16 protein-coding genes are annotated in these 18,971 nt (G+C 72.2%); 1 reads left to right on the forward strand and 15 read right to left on the reverse strand.

Features of this window, described 5'->3' with window-relative positions; translation table 11 throughout:
- Window positions 1-247 precede the first annotated feature (247 nt).
- The 15 genes from ACWDR0_RS31455 to pgsA form a co-directional block, all read right to left on the reverse strand.
- Window positions 248-2,800 (reverse strand): RelA/SpoT family protein, encoded by a 2,553-nt coding sequence (locus ACWDR0_RS31455; RefSeq protein WP_456355222.1) that lies wholly within the window; start codon window positions 2,798-2,800, stop codon window positions 248-250.
- A 148-nt stretch (window positions 2,801-2,948) separates the two neighbouring features.
- Window positions 2,949-3,500: an adenine phosphoribosyltransferase gene (locus ACWDR0_RS31460; protein WP_456355223.1), complete on the reverse strand. Its 552-nt coding sequence runs from the start codon at window positions 3,498-3,500 to the stop codon at window positions 2,949-2,951.
- Window positions 3,497-4,621, reverse strand: coding sequence for a protein translocase subunit SecF (gene secF / locus ACWDR0_RS31465; protein WP_456355236.1), 1,125 nt, complete (start codon window positions 4,619-4,621; stop codon window positions 3,497-3,499). The genes ACWDR0_RS31460 and secF overlap by 4 nt, the downstream gene beginning before the upstream one ends.
- 2 nt (window positions 4,622-4,623) lie before the next feature.
- Window positions 4,624-6,402 carry a protein translocase subunit SecD gene (secD, locus tag ACWDR0_RS31470; protein ID WP_456355224.1) on the reverse strand — a complete coding sequence of 593 codons (1,779 nt, stop codon included), beginning with the start codon at window positions 6,400-6,402 and terminating at the stop codon, window positions 4,624-4,626.
- 143 nt (window positions 6,403-6,545) lie between these two features.
- A complete protein-coding gene (gene yajC, locus ACWDR0_RS31475; protein ID WP_456355225.1) occupies window positions 6,546-7,067 on the reverse strand; it encodes a preprotein translocase subunit YajC in 522 nt (173 codons plus the stop codon).
- A gap of 167 nt (window positions 7,068-7,234) precedes the next feature.
- Window positions 7,235-8,263, reverse strand: coding sequence for a Holliday junction branch migration DNA helicase RuvB (gene ruvB, locus ACWDR0_RS31480; protein ID WP_456355237.1), 1,029 nt, complete (start codon window positions 8,261-8,263; stop codon window positions 7,235-7,237).
- Window positions 8,264-8,471: 208 nt separating this feature from the next.
- A complete protein-coding gene (gene ruvA, locus ACWDR0_RS31485) occupies window positions 8,472-9,089 on the reverse strand; it encodes a Holliday junction branch migration protein RuvA (RefSeq protein WP_456355226.1) in 618 nt (205 codons plus the stop codon).
- Window positions 9,086-9,637, reverse strand: coding sequence for a crossover junction endodeoxyribonuclease RuvC (gene ruvC, locus ACWDR0_RS31490; RefSeq protein WP_456355227.1), 552 nt, complete (start codon window positions 9,635-9,637; stop codon window positions 9,086-9,088). Before ruvC ends, ruvA begins: the two co-directional genes overlap by 4 nt.
- Window positions 9,638-9,771: 134 nt before the next feature.
- A complete protein-coding gene (locus tag ACWDR0_RS31495) occupies window positions 9,772-10,524 on the reverse strand; it encodes a YebC/PmpR family DNA-binding transcriptional regulator (RefSeq protein ID WP_456355228.1) in 753 nt (250 codons plus the stop codon).
- Between the two features lie 75 nt (window positions 10,525-10,599).
- Window positions 10,600-11,187: a pyridoxal 5'-phosphate synthase glutaminase subunit PdxT gene (gene pdxT, locus ACWDR0_RS31500; RefSeq protein WP_456355229.1), complete on the reverse strand. Its 588-nt coding sequence runs from the start codon at window positions 11,185-11,187 to the stop codon at window positions 10,600-10,602.
- On the reverse strand, window positions 11,187-12,107 hold the full coding sequence (pdxS, locus tag ACWDR0_RS31505) for a pyridoxal 5'-phosphate synthase lyase subunit PdxS (RefSeq protein ID WP_456355230.1): 921 nt from the start codon (window positions 12,105-12,107) through the stop codon (window positions 11,187-11,189). The genes pdxT and pdxS overlap by 1 nt, the downstream gene beginning before the upstream one ends.
- A 204-nt stretch (window positions 12,108-12,311) precedes the next feature.
- The gene (locus ACWDR0_RS31510; RefSeq protein WP_456355231.1) at window positions 12,312-12,857 is read right to left on the reverse strand and encodes a hypothetical protein; all 546 of its coding nucleotides are present in this window, start codon (window positions 12,855-12,857) and stop codon (window positions 12,312-12,314) included.
- 137 nt (window positions 12,858-12,994) lie between these two features.
- On the reverse strand, window positions 12,995-14,179 hold the full coding sequence (locus ACWDR0_RS31515) for a glycosyltransferase family 4 protein (RefSeq protein ID WP_456355232.1): 1,185 nt from the start codon (window positions 14,177-14,179) through the stop codon (window positions 12,995-12,997).
- On the reverse strand, window positions 14,176-15,363 hold the full coding sequence (locus tag ACWDR0_RS31520) for a phosphatidylinositol mannoside acyltransferase (protein ID WP_456355233.1): 1,188 nt from the start codon (window positions 15,361-15,363) through the stop codon (window positions 14,176-14,178). Before ACWDR0_RS31520 ends, ACWDR0_RS31515 begins: the two co-directional genes overlap by 4 nt.
- Entirely contained in the window at window positions 15,360-16,031 is a 672-nt protein-coding gene (pgsA, locus tag ACWDR0_RS31525) for a phosphatidylinositol phosphate synthase (RefSeq protein WP_456355234.1), read from the reverse strand. Before pgsA ends, ACWDR0_RS31520 begins: the two co-directional genes overlap by 4 nt.
- A gap of 471 nt (window positions 16,032-16,502) precedes the next feature.
- Here pgsA and ACWDR0_RS31530 point away from each other — a divergent pair, with 471 nt between their 5' ends.
- On the forward strand, window positions 16,503-18,719 hold the full coding sequence (locus ACWDR0_RS31530; RefSeq protein ID WP_456355235.1) for an elongation factor G-like protein EF-G2: 2,217 nt from the start codon (window positions 16,503-16,505) through the stop codon (window positions 18,717-18,719).
- Window positions 18,720-18,971: the final 252 nt, after the last annotated feature.

An 18,971-nucleotide genomic window follows, 5' to 3' on the forward strand; every position in this document is an offset into this window, starting at 1 on the left:
CCACCCGCTACGAGAAGACCGCCGAGTCCTACCAAGCAGCCCTCACCCTGGCATCGCTCCTGATGTGGGCGTGACATTTGAAGACAACTCCTAGGGGCGAGACCCGTAGGCCCCGGGACTCGGGAGGACTGACGGCGCCCGCCCGTGAACGCCCCAACCCACGAAGCCCTACAGCGCGGGCCGGAGGGCGCCCGGACCCGGAAGGGCCTCCAGCACGGGCACCGGGCGTCCCGGAACCCGCGAGGCGCTAGCCTCGCCTCGCGGAGGTCACGCGGTAGACGTCGTAGACGCCCTCCACGCCCCGGACCGCCTTCAGGACATGGCCCAGATGCTTGGGATCGCCCATCTCGAAGGTGAAACGGGAGGTGGCGACCCGGTCGCGGGAGGTCTGGACGGCCGCCGACAGGATGTTGACGTGCTGGTCGGACAGGACCCGGGTGACATCGGAGAGCAGCCGGGAGCGGTCCAGCGCCTCGACCTGTATGGCGACCAGGAAGACGGAGGACTGCGTCGGCGCCCATTCGACGTCGAGGATCCGCTCCGGCTGCTGCGACAGCGAGTCGACGTTGACGCAGTCCGCCCGGTGGACGGAGACCCCGCTGCCGCGGGTGACGAAGCCGATGATCGGGTCGCCCGGCACCGGGGTGCAGCAGCGGGCCAGCTTCACCCAGACGTCCTCGACGCCCTTGACCACCACTCCGGGGTCGGCGTTGGAGCGGCGCTTGCCGCGCTTGGTACGGGACGGCGGGGCGGACTCGGCGATGTCCTCGGTGGCCGCCTCCTCGCCGCCGAGCGCCGAGACCAGCTTCTGGACGACGCCCTGGGCGGCGACATGGCCCTCGCCGATGGCCGCGTACAGCGAGGAGATGTCGGGATAGCGCATCTCGTGGGCCAGGGTGACCAGGGAGTCGCCGGTGAGGATGCGCTGGATCGGCAGGTTCTGCTTGCGCATGGCCCGGACGATGGCGTCCTTGCCCTGCTCGATGGCCTCGTCGCGGCGCTCCTTGGAGAACCAGGCACGGATCTTGTTACGGGCCCGGGGCGACTTGACGAAGCCCAGCCAGTCCCGGGAGGGCCCGGCGCCCTCGGCCTTGGAGGTGAAGACCTCCACCAGATCGCCGTTGTCGAGGGTGGACTCCAGCGGCACCAGCCGCCCGTTGACCCGGGCGCCTATGGTGCGGTGGCCGACCTCGGTGTGGACGGCGTAGGCGAAGTCGACCGGGGTGGCCCCGGCGGGCAGCGCTATCACATCGCCCTTGGGCGTGAAGACGAAGACCTCGTTGCGGGAGAGGTCGAAGCGGAGCGACTCCAGGAACTCCGAGGGGTCCTCGGTCTCCTTCTGCCAGTCCAGCAGCTGGCGCAGCCACGCCATGTCGTTGAGGTGGTCGTCCTTGCCGGTCTTCTTCGGCACGTCGGTACGGACCTTGGAGGCCCCGGCGACGGCCTCCTGCTTGTACTTCCAGTGGGCCGCGATGCCGTACTCGGCCCGCCGGTGCATGTCGAAGGTGCGGATCTGGAGCTCGACGGGCTTGCCGTTGGGGCCGATGACCGTCGTATGGAGCGACTGGTACATGTTGAACTTCGGCATCGCGATGTAGTCCTTGAACCGGCCGGGGACCGGATTCCACCGCGCGTGGACGGTGCCGAGCGCCGCGTAGCAGTCGCGGACGGTGTCGACGAGGACACGGATGCCGACCAGATCGTAGATCTCCGCGAAGTCACGGCCGCGGACGATCATCTTCTGGTAGACGCTGTAGTAGTGCTTGGGGCGGCCGGTGACGGTCGCCTTGATCCGGGCGGCCCGGAGATCGGACTGCACCTCGTCGGTCACTATGGCGAGGTACTCGTCCCGCTTCGGCGCGCGTTCGGCGACCAGCCGGACGATCTCGTCGTACATCTTGGGGTAGAGGATCGCGAAGGCGAGGTCCTCCAGCTCCCACTTGATGGTGTTCATGCCCAGCCGGTGGGCCAGCGGGGCGTAGATCTCCAGGGTCTCGCGGGCCTTCTTCTCCTGCTTCTCCCGCTTGAGATAACGCATGGTGCGCATGTTGTGCAGCCGGTCGGCGAGCTTGATGACCAGGACCCGGGGGTCCTTGGCCATGGCGACGACCATCTTGCGCACGGTCTCCGCCTGGGCCGCCTCGCCGAACTTCACCTTGTCGAGCTTGGTGACCCCGTCGACGAGGAGGGCGACCTGGTCGCCGAAGTCGCGGCGCAGGGTGTCGAGGCCGTACTCGGTGTCCTCGACGGTGTCGTGCAGCAGCCCGGCCATCAGGGTCGCCGGGTCCATCCCCAGCTCGGCGAGGATGGTGGTGACGGCCAGTGGATGGGTGATGTACGGATCGCCGCTCTTGCGCTTCTGGCCCCGGTGCCAGCGCTCGGCGACCTGGTACGCCTTCTCGATCTGCCGCAGCGTCGACGTCTCGATCTTGGGGTCGTTGCTGCGGACGATGCGCAGCAGCGGTTCCAGGACGGGGTTGTACGGGGAGGACCGCTGGACGCCGAGCCGGGCGAGGCGGGCCCGCACCCGGTTGGAGGAGCCGCCGGAGCGGGACGCCGAGGCGGCGGGGGCGGGCGCCGGGCGGTTGGCGGGGGCCGGTCCGCGCCGGCCGGACTGCGGGGCCGCGGGCCGGACGGCGGCGGCTCCCTGCGCTGGATTCACGCCATTTCCGGCGGCCCGGGCGGGGGTGGACCGGCCGGTGCGGGAATCGGGCGCCGGCTCGGGCGCGGCGGCGGCCGCCGCGGCCCTCTCGGCCTTCTGGCCGGGCTGTGCGGTGGCGGGACGGGCCTCGTCTGGCAAGAGAGCTCCTCGTGCGGTCCGGTTCCCCCGGGGCAGGTCCGGAGAGCCCATCGTATCCACCCGGCCCCGCGGATGCCCCCGAGGCTGAAAACAGACCCCTGGAACCCGGCATTCCCGGGTTCCAGGGGTCTGAGGTGTCGTACGCCGCTCAGAGGGCGAGCAGGGCCTCCAGGGGCGCGCCCCGCAGCACGGGTTCCAGCTGGTCACGGCCGCCGAGGAAACCCAGCTCCATCAGGACCGCGACGCCCGCGACCTCGGCGCCGCCGCGGCGGATCAGCTCCGCCGCGGCGCCCGCGGTCCCGCCGGTGGCGAGGACGTCGTCGATGACCATGACCCGGTCACCGGGCTCCAGGTCCTCGGCGTGCACCTCGATCTCGGCGCTGCCGTACTCCAGGTCGTACGCCTGGGAGAGCGTCGCCCCGGGCAGCTTGCCCGCCTTGCGGACCGGGATGAAGCCCAGACCGGCCCGGACCGCGACGGGCGCGGCCAGGATGAAACCGCGCGCCTCCAGTCCGACGACCTTGGTCGCCCCGTACCGTACGCACAGCTCGCTGAGGGCCTCGGTGAGCGCGGTGAACGCCGCCGGGTCCGCCAGCAGCGGGGTGATGTCCTTGAACACCACACCGGGCTGCGGATGGTCGGGGACATCGCGGATCCGGCTGAGCAGCAGGTCCCGGAGGTCAGCGGGCGCGGCGGTCATCGCCGCCTGCCCGAGGAGCGGCCCCGGCCCCGGCCGCGCTGCTCGACGACGCCGCCCGCGGGGCCGGCCGCGGCGGTCGCCGCCTCGCCCGGTACCACGTCCTGCGGGTCGTCGTCCGGGCCGTTCTGCCCGTCCTGCTCGGCGGCGCTCTGCTCGCCCTTGGCCCGCTTCGCCAGGACCCGCTTGCGCAGGGCCTTCATCTGCGGGTCGAACTCCTTGAAGTCCGCGACCAGCGGGGTCGCGATGAAGATCGAGGAGTACGCGCCGGCCGCGAGGCCGACGAAGAGGGAGAGCGAGATGTCGTTGAGCATGCCCGCGCCGAGGAAGCCGCCGCCGATGAAGAGCAGACCGGCGACCGGGAGCAGAGCCACGACGGTGGTGTTGATCGAGCGGACCAGGGTGCCGTTGAGGCTGCGGTTGGCCATCTCGCTGTAGGTGAAGCGGGTCTGCTTGGTGATGTCCTTCGCACCCTCCTTGAGACCGTCGAAGACGACGACGGTGTCGTAGAGGGAGTAACCGAGGATGGTGAGCAGACCGATCACCGTACCGGGGGTGACTTCGAAGCCCACCAGGGCATAGACACCGACGGTGATGGTGAGGTCGTGGATCAGGGCGATCAGTGCCGCCAGCGCCATTCTCCACTCGAAGGCGATGGCCAGATAGATCACCACCAGGACCATGAAGATCGCCAGGCCGGTCCAGGCCTTGTTGGCGATCTGCTTGCCCCAGCTCGGGCCGACCAGCTCGGCGCCGATCTTGTCGGCGTCCACCTTCAGGTCGCGGGCCAGGTCGCTCTTGACCTGGGCGGCCTGGTCGGTGTTCAGCTGGGCGACCTGGATGCGCAGGGTGTCGTTGCCCAGCTTCTGGACGATGGCGGGGTGGCCGGACGCCTCCTCCGCGTACTCCCGGGCGTCCGTGACGGACACCTTGGTGCTGGGGGTGGTGAAGACCGCGCCGCCCTTGAACTCGATGCCCATGTTCAGGCCGCGGATCGCCAGACCGGCGATGGCCGCGATGGTGATCAGGATCGAGACGGCGTACCAGAACTTGCGGTGGCGGACGAAGTCATAGCCGATCTCGCCGCGGTAGAGCTTGGCGCCGATGGTGCCGAGACGCGACATGCTCACGCCTCCTTCGGGTCGGTGAGGGCGGTGGTGCGGCGGGAGCGGCGCAGCGGCGGCTGGGCGCCGAGGCGGACCGGGTCGAGACCGGACCACGGGTGGCCGCTGCTGAAGAACTTCGTCCGCGCCAGGATCGTCATCAGCGGCTTGGTGAAGAAGAACACCACGACGACGTCGAGCAGGGTGGTCAGACCGAGGGTGAAGGCGAAGCCCTGGACCTTGCCGACGGTGACGAAGAAGAGCACCGCGGCGGCGAGGAAGGACACGAAGTCCGAGACCAGGATGGTGCGCCGGGCCCGCGGCCAGGCCCGCTCGACCGCGGGGCGCAGGGTGCGGCCCTCGCGGATCTCGTCCCTTATCCGTTCGAAGTAGACGATGAACGAGTCGGCTGTGATTCCGATGGCGACAATGGCACCGCAGACGGCCGGCAGGTTGAGCGCGAAGCCGATACCCGGGCCGAGCAGCGACATCAGGGTGTAGGTGAGGATGGCGGAGGCGACCAGGCTGAGGATCGCGACGAGCGCCAGGCCCCGGTAGTAGACCACCAGGTAGATGATGACGAGCGCGAGGCCGATGGCGCCCGCGATCAGACCGGCCCGCAGCTGCTCGCCGCCGAGGGCGGCGCTGACGGTGTCGACGCTCTGCTCCTCGAAGCTGAGCGGCAGGGCGCCGTAGGAGAGGATGTTGCCCAGGTTCTGGGCGGACTCCCGGTTGAAGCTGCCGGAGATCTCGGCGTTGGCGCTGAGGGTCTGCTGCACGCTCGGGGCCGACATCACTTCGCCGTCGAGGACGATGGCGAACTGGTTCAGCGGAGCCTGCTGCTGGGACAGCTTGCCGGTGATCTTCTCGAACTTCTTCGAGCCGGACTTCGTGAAGTCCATGGTGACGATCCACATGCCGCGCTGCTGGTCCAGCTGGCCCTTGGCCTCGTCGACGTCCTTGCCGTCCACCTCGGCCGGGCCGAGGATGTACTTCTCCCACTGGTCCGCGCTGTTCTTGCCGCAGGCCACGATGGTGTCTTCGGGCTTGACGTTCTCGTTGAGCGCGCTGCGCTCCTCGGGCTTGGTGCAGTTCAGAGCGGTGAACTTCTGCTCCAGGCCGGAGGCGGCGGGGGCGTTCGGGTCCGGGGTCTCGGCCGCGGCGTCCTTCTTCGCGGCCTTGTCGGCCGGCTTGCCCGAGGCGTCCGGGGAGCCGGAGGTGCCGGGGGACGGCGCCTTCAGGCCCTCGGTGACGGCCCGGCCCTGCGCGGTGGCGCCGGCGCTGGGCTTGGCCGGCGGGCTCGCCTTGCCGTCACCCTTCCCCTTGTCCTCGGCGCCGGCCGAGGCCGAACCGCTGGGAGAAGGCGTCGGGGTCTCCTGCTTGACCGGTCCCCCGGCGGCGATGTTCAGCACCGGCCGGAAGTACAGCTGGGCGGTCGTGCCGACCTGCTTGCGCGCCGTCTCGGAGTCGGTCCCCTTGGGGATGTTGACCACGATGTTCGACGAGCCCTGGGTCTGGACCTCGGCCTCGGAGACACCGAGACCGTTGACCCGGCGTTCGATGATGCCGACCGCCGTGTTCATGTTGGTCTCGTTGACGGCGCTTTCCTTGCCGGGCTCGGCCTTGGCCTTCAGCGTGATCGTCGTCCCGCCGGCCAGGTCGATGCCCAGCCGTGGCGTGGTGTCCCCGGACAAGAACATGCCGCCGGTCAGCGCGGCCATGACGATCAGGATGAACGCCAGGGTGCGTCCTGGCTTCCCCTGAGCCCCCGTGGGCCTTCGGCCCCTCTTCGGTGCTGCCACCTTCTCGATTCTCCCTGTCCAACCGCCCCTCGCCGGGTGTGCGACGGGACGGCCACGAAGTGTTGTGGGGCCCAGCCCCCGCAGAAGTCAACACGATCACGGGACCGCCGGGCACCCCTTGTGCCCGGCGGTCCCGGTGATGGCTACTTCTCGCCGTCGGCCTTGCCGTCCTTGGACGACGCGGCCTCCTCCTGGCCGGCGGCGTCGGCGGCCTCGGCGGCGGTGTCTCCCTCGGAGTCCTTGGCAGCGGTCTCCTCGGCGTCCTTGACGGTCTCCGGCTTCTTGCCCAGGTCGATCTTGGCGTCGCCGGCGGGCTCGGTCAGCGAGGAGGCGTCGTCCGGCACGGCCGGCAGCTCCTCGCCGGCCTCGTCGGACTCGGGCTCGTCACCGTGGACGATCTGGTTGTAGTCGTCGTCCGAGAGGACGGCGCCGATGGCGTTCTTCGCGTAGACCGCGTAGACACCGGGGGCGACCTCGAGAAGCACGGTCTCGTCGTGGATCTCCTTGACGGTGGCGTACATGCCGCCGATCGTGCGGACCCCGGTGCCGGGCTGCATGGAGTCGCGCATCTCCGCCGCCTGCTGCTGCTTCTTCTTGGCGGAGCGGGTCATCAGGAACATGGCCCCGATGAGCACGACGAAGGGGAGAAAAGTCAGGAGACTCACGGGAAGAAACTTCCTTCACACGACCGCGTGGATTGAGGCGGCCTATCTACGGGGGTGGGCGCGCCGACCTGAGAAGGGCGGCATCGGCGGAGTCTAGGCGAGTCCGCATCGATGGAACAACGCCCAGCATCCCACCGTAGTTCCTGGCAGCGGCAGTATCCGCGCCGTCACGCCCCGAACAGGCCCTGTTGTCCGCTTGTGCCCGGAGCCTGGGCGGGGGGCACGAGGCCGAGATGCGCCCAGGCCGCGGGAGTGGCGATCCGGCCCCGGGGGGTACGGGCCAGCAGACCCTCCCGGACCAGGAAGGGCTCGGCGACCTCCTCGACCGTCTCCCGCTCCTCCCCCACCGCCACGGCCAGCGTCGACAGACCCACCGGTCCGCCGCCGAAGAGCTTCAGCAGCGCCTTGAGAACGGCCCGGTCCAGCCGGTCCAGGCCGCGGCTGTCGACCTCGTACACCCCGAGGGCGACGGCCGCCACCTCGCGGTTGATCACCCCGTCGGCCTTGACCTGGGCGTAGTCGCGGACCCGACGCAGCAGCCGGTTGGCGATCCGGGGCGTGCCGCGGGAGCGGCCGGCGATCTCGGCGGCGCCGTCGGCGTCGATCTCCACATCGAGCAGTTGGGCCGAACGGTGGACGACCCGCTCCAGCTCGGCGGGCTCGTAGAACTCCATATGGGCGGTGAAGCCGAAGCGGTCGCGGAGCGGTGGCGGCAGCAGTCCGGCCCGGGTGGTGGCGCCGACCAGGGTGAACGGCGGCAGGTCCAGCGGGATGGCGGTGGCGCCCGGCCCCTTGCCGACGATCACGTCGACCCGGAAGTCCTCCATCGCCATATAGAGCATCTCCTCGGCGGGGCGGGACATCCGGTGGATCTCGTCGAGGAAGAGGACCTCGCCCTCCTGGAGAGAGGACAGTATCGCCGCGAGATCGCCCGCGTGCTGGATGGCGGGGCCGGAGGTGATCCGGATCGGGGCCTGCATCTCGGTGGCGATGATCATGGAGAGGGTGGTCTTGCCGAGGCCGGGGGCGCCGGACAGCAGGACGTGGTCGGCAGTGGCGCCCCGGGCCCGGGCGGCCTTCAGCACCAGGTCGAGCTGCTCCCTGACCCGCTCCTGGCCGACGAACTCGGCGAGCGATTTCGGCCGCAGCGCCGCCTCGACGGCCTGGTCCTCGCCGTCGGCGGCCGGGCCGACCAGCCGTTCGCCGTCCGCCGGGTCCTGCCCCCCGGCTCCGTACCGCGCGTGCTCTCCGTACGCCCGGTCCTGGTGCTCCCCGGGCGCCCGGCCGTCGCCGTCGGAGGTGGTGTCGTACCGGTTCACTGCGCGGGTTCCTCGTGTCGTCGGGCGGCCGGGGCCGCGGTGGGTCGGACGGGGCCCGGGCGGGCCGCGGGCCGCCGGGCGGGGGTCATCGGGTCCGGTTGAGCGTCTGCAGGGCGGCCTTCAGCAGCGGGCCGACCGCGGGCGCGCCGCCCGCGGACCCGGCCTGCGGGGCGACGGCGGCAACGGCGTCGTCGGCCTCCCGGGCGGAGTACCCCAGGCCGATCAGGGCGGTCTGGAGCTGATCGCGCCAGGACGGCGGCACCGCGGCGCCGCCGGTACGGCCGGCGGGCACTCCGCCGACCGGCGCGCCGAGGCGGTCCTTCAGCTCCAGCAGCAGCTTCTGGGCGCCCTTCTTCCCGATGCCGGGGACGGCGGTCAGCGCCTTCTCGTCACCGGTGGCGACGGCGGCGCGCAGGGCGTCGGGGGCATGGACGGCGAGCATCGCCTGGGCGAGGCGGGGGCCGACCCCGCTCGCGGTCTGGAGCAGCTCGAACACCTGCCGTTCGTCCTCGTCCGCGAAGCCGTAGAGGGTGAGGGAGTCCTCCCGGACGACCAGGGAGGTGGCGAGAAAGGCCTCCTCGCCGGTCCGGAGGCGGGAGAGGGTGTCGGGCGTGCACTGCACGGCCATCCCGACACCGCCGACTTCGATCACCGCGGTCGTGGGGGCGAGCGCGGCGACCTGGCCACGGACGGAGGCGATCATGCGGTACGGCCTTTCGGGGGCTGGGCGGAGGGGGCGGCGCGGTGCCGGGCGACGGCCTCCTGGAGGCGGTTCTGGGCGGGGCTGCGCCAGATATGGCAGATGGCGAGCGCCAGGGCGTCCGCCGCGTCGGCCGGCCGGGGCGGGGCGGCGAGCCGCAGCAGCCGGGTGACCATGGCGCCGACCTGGTCCTTGTCGGCCCGGCCGGAACCGGTGACGGCGGCCTTGACCTCGCTGGGGGTGTGCAGGACGACGGGGATGCCGCGGCGGGAGGCGCAGAGCATGGCGACGGCGCTGGCCTGGGCGGTGCCCATCACCGTACGCACGTTGTGCTGGCTGAAAACCCGCTCGACGGCGACCCGCTCGGGGCGGTGTTCGTCGAGCCAGCTCTCGATGCCCTCCTCGATGACGACCAGCCGCTGCCCGAGGTCGGCGTCGGGCGGGGTCCGGACGACACCGACACCGATCATGGTCAGCGGGCGGCCCGCGACCCCGTCGACCACGCCCACACCGCACCGGGTCAGCCCCGGGTCGACCCCCAGCACGCGCACGCCGCCCCTCCTTCGGTCATCTGTTTGTGCAGGCTATCGGGCGGTACCGACAACGGGCACGAAGAAGGGCGGGCCGGAGGGTGTTTCTCCCTCCGGCCCGCCCTGCCGGACCCGTGCCGGACGCCCGGTACGGATCAGGCGTCGACCTTGGCCATGACCTCGTCGGAGACGTCGAAGTTGGCGAAGACGTTCTGGACGTCGTCGCTGTCCTCCAGCGCGTCGATCAGCTTGAAGATCTTCCGCGCGCCCTCCTCGTCCAGCTCGACCTGCATGGTCGGGACGAAGTTCGCCTCGGCGGAGTCGTAGTCGATGCCCTGCTCCTGGAGCGCGGTGCGGACCGCGACCAGGTCGGTGGCCTCGCTGAGCACCTCGAAGGACTCACCGAGGTCGTTGACCTCCTCGGCGCCCGCGTCCAGCACCGCGCCGAGCACGTCGTCCTCGGTCAGCTCGCCCTTGGGGACGATCACGACGCCCTTGCGGTTGAAGAGGTACGAGACGGAGCCCGGGTCGGCCATGGAACCGCCGTTGCGGGTCATGGCGACCCGGACGTCGGAGGCGGCGCGGTTGCGGTTGTCGGTGAGGCACTCGATGAGGACCGCGACACCGTTGGGGCCGTAGCCCTCGTACATGATCGTCTCGTAGTCGGCGCCGCCGGCCTCCAGGCCCGCGCCGCGCTTGACCGCGGAGTCGATGTTCTTGTTGGGCACCGACTGCTTCTTCGCCTTCTGGATGGCGTCGAAGAGGGTCGGGTTGCCCTCGATGTCGGCGCCGCCCATCCGGGCCGCGACCTCGACGTTCTTGATGAGCTTCGCGAAGAGTTTGCCGCGCTTGGCGTCGATCACGGCCTTCTTGTGCTTCGTCGTAGCCCATTTAGAGTGGCCGGACATCTGCCTGTCTCCTTCGCGTAACCCATTGCTGCTGCTGTGCTGCTGTGCGCAGGCTGCGATCCTACCGGGATCCCCTCACCCGGCCGCGCGCACCATGTCCGTGAACAGTGCGTGCACCCGGTGATCGCCGGTCAGCTCGGGGTGGAACGAGGTCGCGAGGGCGTTGCCCTGGCGTACGGCGACGATATGGCCGTCGTGCTCGGCGAGGACCTCGACGGCCGCGCCCACCGATTCCACCCAGGGGGCCCGGATGAAGACGCCCTCCACCGGGCCGTCGATCCCGGCGACGCCGACCGACGCCTCGAAGGATTCGTTCTGGCGGCCGAAGGCGTTCCGGCGGACGATCATGTCGATACCGCCGACGGTCTCCTGGCCCGAACGGGGGTCGAGGATCTTGTCGGCGAGCATGATCAGCCCGGCGCAGGTGCCGTAGACCGGCATTCCGGAGCGGACCCGCTCGCGCAGGGGCTCCATCACACCGAAGACCGTGGCCAGCTTGGACATGGTGGTGGACTCGCCGCCGGGGATGACCAGGGCGTCGACCTCGGCCAGTTCCTCGGGCCGCCGTACGGGCCTGGCCACGGCGTCCGCCGCGGCCAGGGCGATCAGATGCTCCCGTACGTCGCCCTGGAGGGCGAGGACACCGATCAGCGGAGTGGTCACTACCAGCCCCGGTTCGCGTAGCGCTCGGCCTCGGGCAGGGTGTCGCAGTTGATGCCGACCATGGCCTCGCCCAGGTTGCGGGAGGCGTCCGCGATGATCTTCGGGTCGTCGTAGAAGGTGGTGGCCTTCACGATGGCGGCGGCGCGCTTGGCCGGGTCGCCCGACTTGAAGATGCCGGAGCCCACGAAGACGCCCTCGGCGCCCAGCTGGCGCATCAGCGCGGCGTCGGCGGGGGTGGCGACACCACCGGCGGAGAAGAGGACGACGGGCAGCTTGCCCAGCTCGGCGACCTCCTTGACCAGCTCGTACGGGGCCCGCAGCTCCTTGGCCGCGGCGAACAGCTCGTTGTTGTCGTAGCCGCGCAGCCGGGCGATCTCGTTCTTGATCTGACGCAGGTGGCGGACGGCCTCGACGACATTTCCGGTGCCGGCCTCGCCCTTGGAGCGGATCATCGCGGCGCCCTCGGCGATCCGGCGCAGGGCCTCGCCCAGGTTGGTGGCACCACAGACGAACGGCGTGGTGAAGGCCCACTTGTCGGAGTGGTTGACCTCGTCGGCGGGGGTCAGCACCTCGGACTCGTCGATGTAGTCGACGCCGAGGGACTGGAGGACCTGCGCCTCGACGAAGTGGCCGATCCGGGACTTGGCCATCACCGGGATGGAGACCGCCTCGATGATCTCTTCGATCATGTTGGGGTCGGACATCCGGGCCACTCCGCCGTCCTTGCGGATATCGGCGGGAACCCGCTCCAGGGCCATGACGGCGACCGCGCCCGCGTCCTCGGCGATCTTCGCCTGCTCGGCGTTGACCACGTCCATGATGACGCCGCCCTTGAGCTGCTCGGCCATGCCGCGCTTCACGCGGGCGGTACCGGTCGCGGGGGCGTCGGACTGCGGGGTGCTGGAGAGCGTGCTGGACACGGGGACCTCACTCGGTGACGGATTGCTGCGAAAGGGCGCGGACCGGGACGGTCGCGGAATCGATGGAACCGCCCCGGATCGGGCCACGACAAGGGCCAATGAACAGCCGGTGGATCGTTTTCGCTGGTCAGCCGAGGGGCCGGACGGCCGGGCCGGGCCGGTCGGGCGCCGGTGAGGTGCCGGGCGGGGCCGGGGCGGGGCCGGTCAGGTGCCGGGGCGGTCGGCGAGCGCGGTCGGCGGGGCGTCGTCCATCTCGAAGGCGAGCGGGAAGGGGGCGTGTCCCGCCAGCCGGAACCAGCGCACCTTGCGGTGGCGGCGCAGGGCGCGGGCGGCGCGTACGGCGTCGTTGTGGAACCGCCGCGCCATGGGGACCCGGCGTACCGCGTGCGCCAGTTCGTCGGCGGCCTCCTCCCCGCCGGGGACCTCGCGGACCGCCTCCACCTGCGCGGGCTCCTCGAACACCGCCCGCAGCGCGGCGCTCAGTTCGCTCTCGGCGACCTCCCGGTGGTCCTCCTCCGCCTGCCGGGCGGCGTGCGCGGCCTCGTACAGCACGATCGACGCGGCGGGGTCCAGCACTCCGGACGTCGCCAGCTCCTGGGTGACGGAGGCCCGGCGCAGCAACTGCGCGTCGAGCGCGGCCCGGGCGGCGTCGATCCGGGTGTGCAGCCGGTCGAGACGGCCCGCGGTCCAGCTCAGATAGAGCCCGACGAGGACGAGCGCGACAAGGATCCAGATGAGTGTTGCGGTCACGCTGCGCTAGCGTAGCGGGCCGGCCGGCCCCCGCCGGGGGCCGCCCCGCAAGGGCCTCCGGCCCGCCCGCGCGGCGCGGCCGGTCCGGCGGCCGCTCTCGGGACGCTGGTCGGCCCCCGGGCGCCGGGCCCGGGCCGTCAGCGGGAGGTGTTCCCGCGGGCGAGGCCGAGGCGGGTGCGGAGGCCGGGGCGGTCGTCGGTGGCGACGGAGGCCGCGCCCGCGGTCACCGTCTCGTAGACCGCGAGGATGTCGGCGCCGACCGTGGACCAGTCGAAGCGCCGTACATGGGCCAGGCCCCGCTCCCGCAGGCCGGCCCGCCGCTCCGGGTCGCCGAGCAGCCGGATCGCGGCCTCGGCGAGGGAGTCGGGGTCCTCGTTGGCGAACAGTTCGCCCGCCGCACCCTGGTCGAGGACCTGCGCGAAGGCATCGATATCGCTGGCGAGCACCGGGGCGCCCGCCGACATCGCCTCGACCAGGATGATGCCGAAGCTCTCGCCGCCGGTGTTGGGCGCCACATACACATCGACGCTGCGCAGCAGCTTCGCCTTGTCCTCGTCGCTGACCATGCCGAGGAACTCGACCCTGGACCGCATCTCGTGCGGCAGGGACGACACCGCCTCCTCCTCGTCGCCGCGTCCGGCGACCAGCAGCCGGGTGCCGGGGCGGGCCTCCAGGATCCTGGGGAGGGCCTTCATGAGGACCGGCAGGCCCTTGCGCGGCTCGTCGATCCGGCCGATGAAACCGAGGACTCCGGCATCCGGCTCCCCCTGCCACTCCTTGCGGGGCTCGGCCCGCTCGAAGAAGGAGACGTCGACGCCGTTCGGGATGGTGACGGCGTCGCCGCCGAGGTGTTCGACGAGGGTGCGCCGGGCGTACTCGCTGACCGCGATCCGTGCGCTGATCTTCTCCAGCGCGGGCTGGAGGATCGGATAGGCGGCGATCATCGCGCGGGAGCGCGGGTTCGAGGTGTGGAAGGTCGCCACGATCGGGCCCTGCGCGGCCCAGCAGGCCAGCAGGCCGAGCGAGGGCGAGGTCGGCTCATGGATGTGGATCACGTCGAAGGTGCCGTCGTGGAGCCAGCGCCGGACCCGGGCGGCGGACAGGAAACCGAAGTTCAGCCGGGCCACGGAGCCGTTGTACGGGACCGGTACGGCGCGCCCGGCGGAGACGACGTACGGCGGCAGCGGGGTGTCGTCGTCGGCGGGGGCGAGGACGGAGACCTCGTGGCCGAGCCGGATCAGATGCTCGGCCAGGTCGCGGATATGGAACTGGACCCCGCCGGGGACGTCCCAGGAGTACGGGCAGACGATGCCGATCCTCATCCGGCACCCCCGTCCTGCGCGCCGGGCGCCTGCGGCGTGCGCGCCCGGCGCGCACCGGCTCCGGGCTCCGGGTCCGGGCCGGGGGCGCTCCCGGGGGAGCCGGGCTGCCCGGCCTCACCGGGCTCCCGCTCCGCCGGGGCCGTACCCGAGCCGCCGGTGCCGGCGGACGCCGGGGGTACCGCGGCGGAACCGGGCGCCGGGGGTCCCCCGGCCGTACCGGAGCCGTCCGCTCCGCGGGGGCCGGCGGGTTCGCCGGCGGGCCGCTCGCGCGGCTCCCGCGGTTCCAGGTCCGAGACCCACAGCTTCTGGAGCATGTGCCAGTCCTCCGGGTGTTCGGCGATCCCCGCCGCGTACACGTCGGCCAGCGCCTGCGTCATGGCGGCCGTCTTCTCCGCCCGGGTGCCGGAGGCCGGGACCTCGACCGGGGGATGGACCCGGCCCGCCATGGTGTCGCCCTCGTACCAGAGGGTCACCGGCAGCAGCAGCGCCCCGGTGTGCTGGGCGAGCAGCGCCGGGCCCGCGGGCATCCGGGCGGTCTCGCCGAAGTACCGGACGTCGACGCCGGACGAGGAGAGGTCGCGGTCCGCGACGAGGGCGACCAGACCGCCGTCCCGCAGCCGCCGCGCGAGGGTGCCGAAGGCGGAGCCGCCCGCGTGCGGGAGGACCTCCATGCCCAGGCTCTCGCGGTAGGCCACGAAGCGGTCGTACAGCGATTCGGGCTTGAGCCGTTCGGCGACGGTGGTGAAGGGGGTCTCCAGGACCCGGGTCACCCAGACGCCCGCCAGATCCCAGTTGGCCAGGTGCGGCAGGGCGAGGATCACGCCGCGGTCGGAGGCGATGCCGTCGGTCAGCCGGTCGACGTCGTGGATGACGACGCTGTCGCGGACCCGGCGGGTGCTCCACTCCGGCAGCTGGAAGGACTCCATCCAGTAGCGCATGTACGAGCGCATCCCGGCCTTCGACAGTTCGGCGAGCCGCTCGGGCCCGGCGCCGGGCACCACCCGGGCCAGATTGGACTCCAGCCGCAGGACCCCCGCGCCGCGCCGCCGCCAGGCGGTGTCCGCGACGGTACGGCCCAGCCGGGCGGCCGCCGGGCGCGGAAGCTTGCGCACCGCCGTCCAGCCCAGGCCGTACATGCCGTCGACGAGCCGCTCGCGGGCGGTCACCGGCGTACTCCCGGTCACGTCGCCTCGGCTCCGCTGTGCCGGTCGCCGGAGGCCGCCGCGTCCGCCTCGGCGGACTCCCGGCGGACGGTCACGACCCGCTGTCCGAGGGTGACGGCGCTGCCCGCGGCGACGATCCACAGCGCGATCGGCAGCAGGATCTCCACTCCGGGCACCCCGAAGGCGGCGAGCCCGGAGAGACCGGCGGCCACCAGGGAGATCACCAGCCGCTCGGCCCGCTCGACCAGGCCGTTCACGGCGACCGGCAGCCCGATGGCCTCGCCGCGGGCCTTGGTGTACGAGACGACCTGTCCGCTGGCGAGGCAGAAGATCGCCACCGCGCAGAGGATGTTGTCGTCGCCCTTGCCCGCGTACCAGAGCGCCAGTCCGCCGAAGATCGCGCTGTCGGCGACCCGGTCCAGCGTGGAGTCGAGGAAGGCGCCCCAGCGGCTGGAGATCCCCGCCTGGCGGGCCATATTGCCGTCGACCAGGTCGGAGAAGACGAAGAGGGTGATGACGATCGTGCCCCAGAAGAACTCCCCGCGCGGGAAGAAGACCAGCGCACCCGCGACGACTCCGGCCGTGCCGATGAGGGTGACCGCGTCGGGGCTCACCCCCCGGCGGAGGAGAAACGCGGCGAACGGTGTGAGGACACGCGTGAAGAATGCACGCGCGTACTTGTTCAGCATGGCCTTCCCGAGGTTCGGTTCCGCCGCGCGGCCCCGACGGCCACCGGCTGGCCCATCGTAGCCACGACCGGCGCCCGGCACCGGCCGGGCACCCGGCCGGGGGCCGTTCCGGGACCCGCGCGGTCCGTCCGCGGCTCCCCGGACACCGGGTGCGCGGGGGGCGTACGGCTCCGGCCCGCGCGCCCCGGGCGGCCCGGACACCCCGCCGGGGCGCCCCGGGTCGGTGCGGACACCCCGCCGAAGGCCGCCGTACGGCTCCGGGCGTGCGCGACGTATGGACGCCTCATGGCGTCGGTGGAAAGCTCGAAGGACGACTGCGGGCACCGACGGAGCGGCCCCGACCCCCCTCGCCCCCTCCGGCCCCCGTTACCCGCCACGCCCGCGGCCCGGCACCTCCACTCTTCCCCGCGCGCCGGCCGGATCGCGAACGGCCCCGGCGCATCGATCCGAATCGACCGGGAGGCAGGAATCATGGGCGACAAGGCGAACGCACACCCCGGAGCCGCCGGCAGGGCTACAGCGGCCGACCGGCCCGCATCCGTACGGAATGTGGTGCTGGTCGGCCACAGCGGCTCCGGAAAGACCACCCTCGTGGAGGCCCTGGCCCTGACCGCGGGCGCGGTGAACCGGGCGGGCCGGGTCGAGGACGGCGGCACGATCTCCGACTACGACGAGATCGAACACCGCCAGCAGCGCTCCGTACAGCTCTCCCTCGTCCCGCTCGACTGGGACGGGTACAAGATCAACCTGCTGGACACCCCCGGGTACGCCGATTTCGTCGGCGAGCTGCGGGCCGGGCTGCGGGCGGCCGACGCGGCGCTGTTCGTCGTCTCGGCCGCCCAGGAACCGGACGCCATCGGCGGGGCCACCCGGGCCGTATGGGACGAATGCGCGGCGGTCGGCATGCCGCGGGCGATCGTCGTCACCCATCTGGAGACCGCCCGGGCGGGGTACGAGGAGCTGACCCGGGTCCTCGCGGGACTCTTCGGCGGCGACGACCCCGACGCCGTACTCCCGCTCTATCTGCCGCAGTACGGGGAGCCGGGCCCCGACGGACACGCCCCCACCACCGGCCTGGTGGGCCTGCTGACCCGGAAGATCTACGACTACTCCGGCGGCGAACGCGTGGAGGTGCCGCCCGGTCCGGCGCAGGAGCCGCTGATCGAGGAGGCCCGCAACCGGCTGATCGAGGGGATCATCGCCGAGAGCGAGGACGAGGGCCTGATGGACCGCTATCTCGGCGGGGAGGACATCGACGTCAAGACGCTCGTCGACGATCTGGAGAAGGCGGTCGCCCGCGGCACCTTCCACCCGGTGCTGGCCGCCGCGCCCGCCGCCGCCGGGGCCCGGCAGGGCATCGGTACGGTCGAACTGCTGGAGCTGATCACCCGGGGCTTCCCGACGCCGCTGGAGGCCGAGTGTCCGGCCGTGACGTCCCCGCAGGGCGCGGCCCGGCCCCGTCCGGCGTGCGATCCGGACGGCCCGCTGGTCGCCGAGGTCGTGAAGACGACATCGGATCCCTATGTGGGGCGGATCTCCCTGGTCCGGGTGTTCTCCGGCACGCTGCGCCCCGACGAGACGGTCCATGTGTCGGGCCACGGACCGGCCGAACGCGGCCATGAACCCGCCGAACTGCACGAGGCCGACGAGCGGGTCGGCGCGCTCTCCCTGCCCTTCGGCAAACAGCAGCGGCCGCTCCCCCATGTGATCGCCGGTGATCTCGCCTGTGTCGCCAAGCTCGGCCGCGCCGGAACCGGCGACACGCTCTCCGCCAAGGACGATCCGCTGCTGATGGAGCCGTGGCAGATGCCGGATCCGCTGCTTCCGCTGGCGGTGCGGGCCCATGGCAAGGCCGATGAGGACAAGCTCTCCCACGGACTGAACCGGCTGGTCGCAGAGGATCCGGCGATGCGTCTCGAACAGAACCCGGACACCCGCCAGGTGGTGCTGTGGTGTCTGGGCGAGGCCCACGCGGATGTGGCGCTGGAACGGCTGCGCACCCGGTACGGCGTCGAGGTGGACGTGATCGCGCACCGGGTGGCGCTGCGGGAGACCTTCGGCGGTCCCGCCTCGGGCCGGGGGCGTCATGTGAAGCAGTCCGGCGGCCACGGCCAGTACGCGATCTGCGAGATCGACGTGGAGCCGCTGCCCGCGGGCTCCGGAATCGAGTTCGTCGACAAGGTGGTGGGCGGGGCGGTGCCGCGCCAGTTCATCCCGTCGGTCGAGAAGGGGGTACGGGCGCAGGCCGCGCGCGGGGTGACCGCGGGCTATCCGCTGGTCGACATCCGGGTCACCCTGCGGGACGGCAAGGCGCACTCGGTGGACTCCTCGGACGCGGCCTTCCAGACGGCGGGCGCGCTCGCGCTGCGGGAGGCCGCCGGGGCGACCGCCGTCCATCTGCTGGAGCCGGTGGCCGAGATCCGGGTACTGGTTTCGGACGAATACGTCGGCCCCGTGATGAGCGATCTGTCGGGGCGGCGGGGCCGGGTCGTGGGCACCGAGCAGTCCGCCGGGGCGCGGACCCTGGTCCGGGCCGAGGTGCCCGAGATCGAGATCGGGCGGTACGCGGTCGACCTGCGGTCCATCTCCCACGGCACCGGCCGGTTCAGCCGGGAGTACGCCCGCCACGAGCCGATGCCGCAGCAGGTGGCCGAGCGGCTGCGGCAGGAGACCGCGCAGGGCGGCTGACCGGCGGCGCCGGGGCCGTACCGGGGGCCGCTGCCCGCGCGGGTGGCCTCTGCCCGCCAGGGGGTGGCAGCGGGCCGGGTGCCGCTCCCCCACGCGGGCGGCCCCTCCCCGCCGGCGGGTGGCAGCGGGCGGGGTGCCGGGTGCCGTGCGGGCGGCCTCTCCGGGCTCCGCCGCCCCCTGGGCGGTGGTCCAGCCGGGCCGTCTCGGCGTCGTACGGTGCGGCCCAGTCCGGCACCGGAATCGCGGGCGGGC

The organism is Streptomyces sp. NPDC003691, from assembly GCF_053981115.1.

Bases quoted from the DNA above. Each gene is read 5' to 3' on its own strand.
- pgsA (WP_456355234.1), bottom strand. From the start codon at position 16,031: ATGCTGAACAAGTACGCGCGTGCATTCTTCACGCGTGTCCTCACACCG.
- ACWDR0_RS31530 (WP_456355235.1), top strand. From the start codon at position 16,503: ATGGGCGACAAGGCGAACGCACACCCCGGAGCCGCCGGCAGGGCTACA.
- secF (WP_456355236.1), bottom strand. From the start codon at position 4,621: ATGTCGCGTCTCGGCACCATCGGCGCCAAGCTCTACCGCGGCGAGATC.
- ACWDR0_RS31495 (WP_456355228.1), bottom strand. From the start codon at position 10,524: ATGTCCGGCCACTCTAAATGGGCTACGACGAAGCACAAGAAGGCCGTG.
- ACWDR0_RS31460 (WP_456355223.1), bottom strand. From the start codon at position 3,500: ATGACCGCCGCGCCCGCTGACCTCCGGGACCTGCTGCTCAGCCGGATC.
- ACWDR0_RS31515 (WP_456355232.1), bottom strand. From the start codon at position 14,179: ATGAGGATCGGCATCGTCTGCCCGTACTCCTGGGACGTCCCCGGCGGG.
- ruvA (WP_456355226.1), bottom strand. From the start codon at position 9,089: ATGATCGCCTCCGTCCGTGGCCAGGTCGCCGCGCTCGCCCCCACGACC.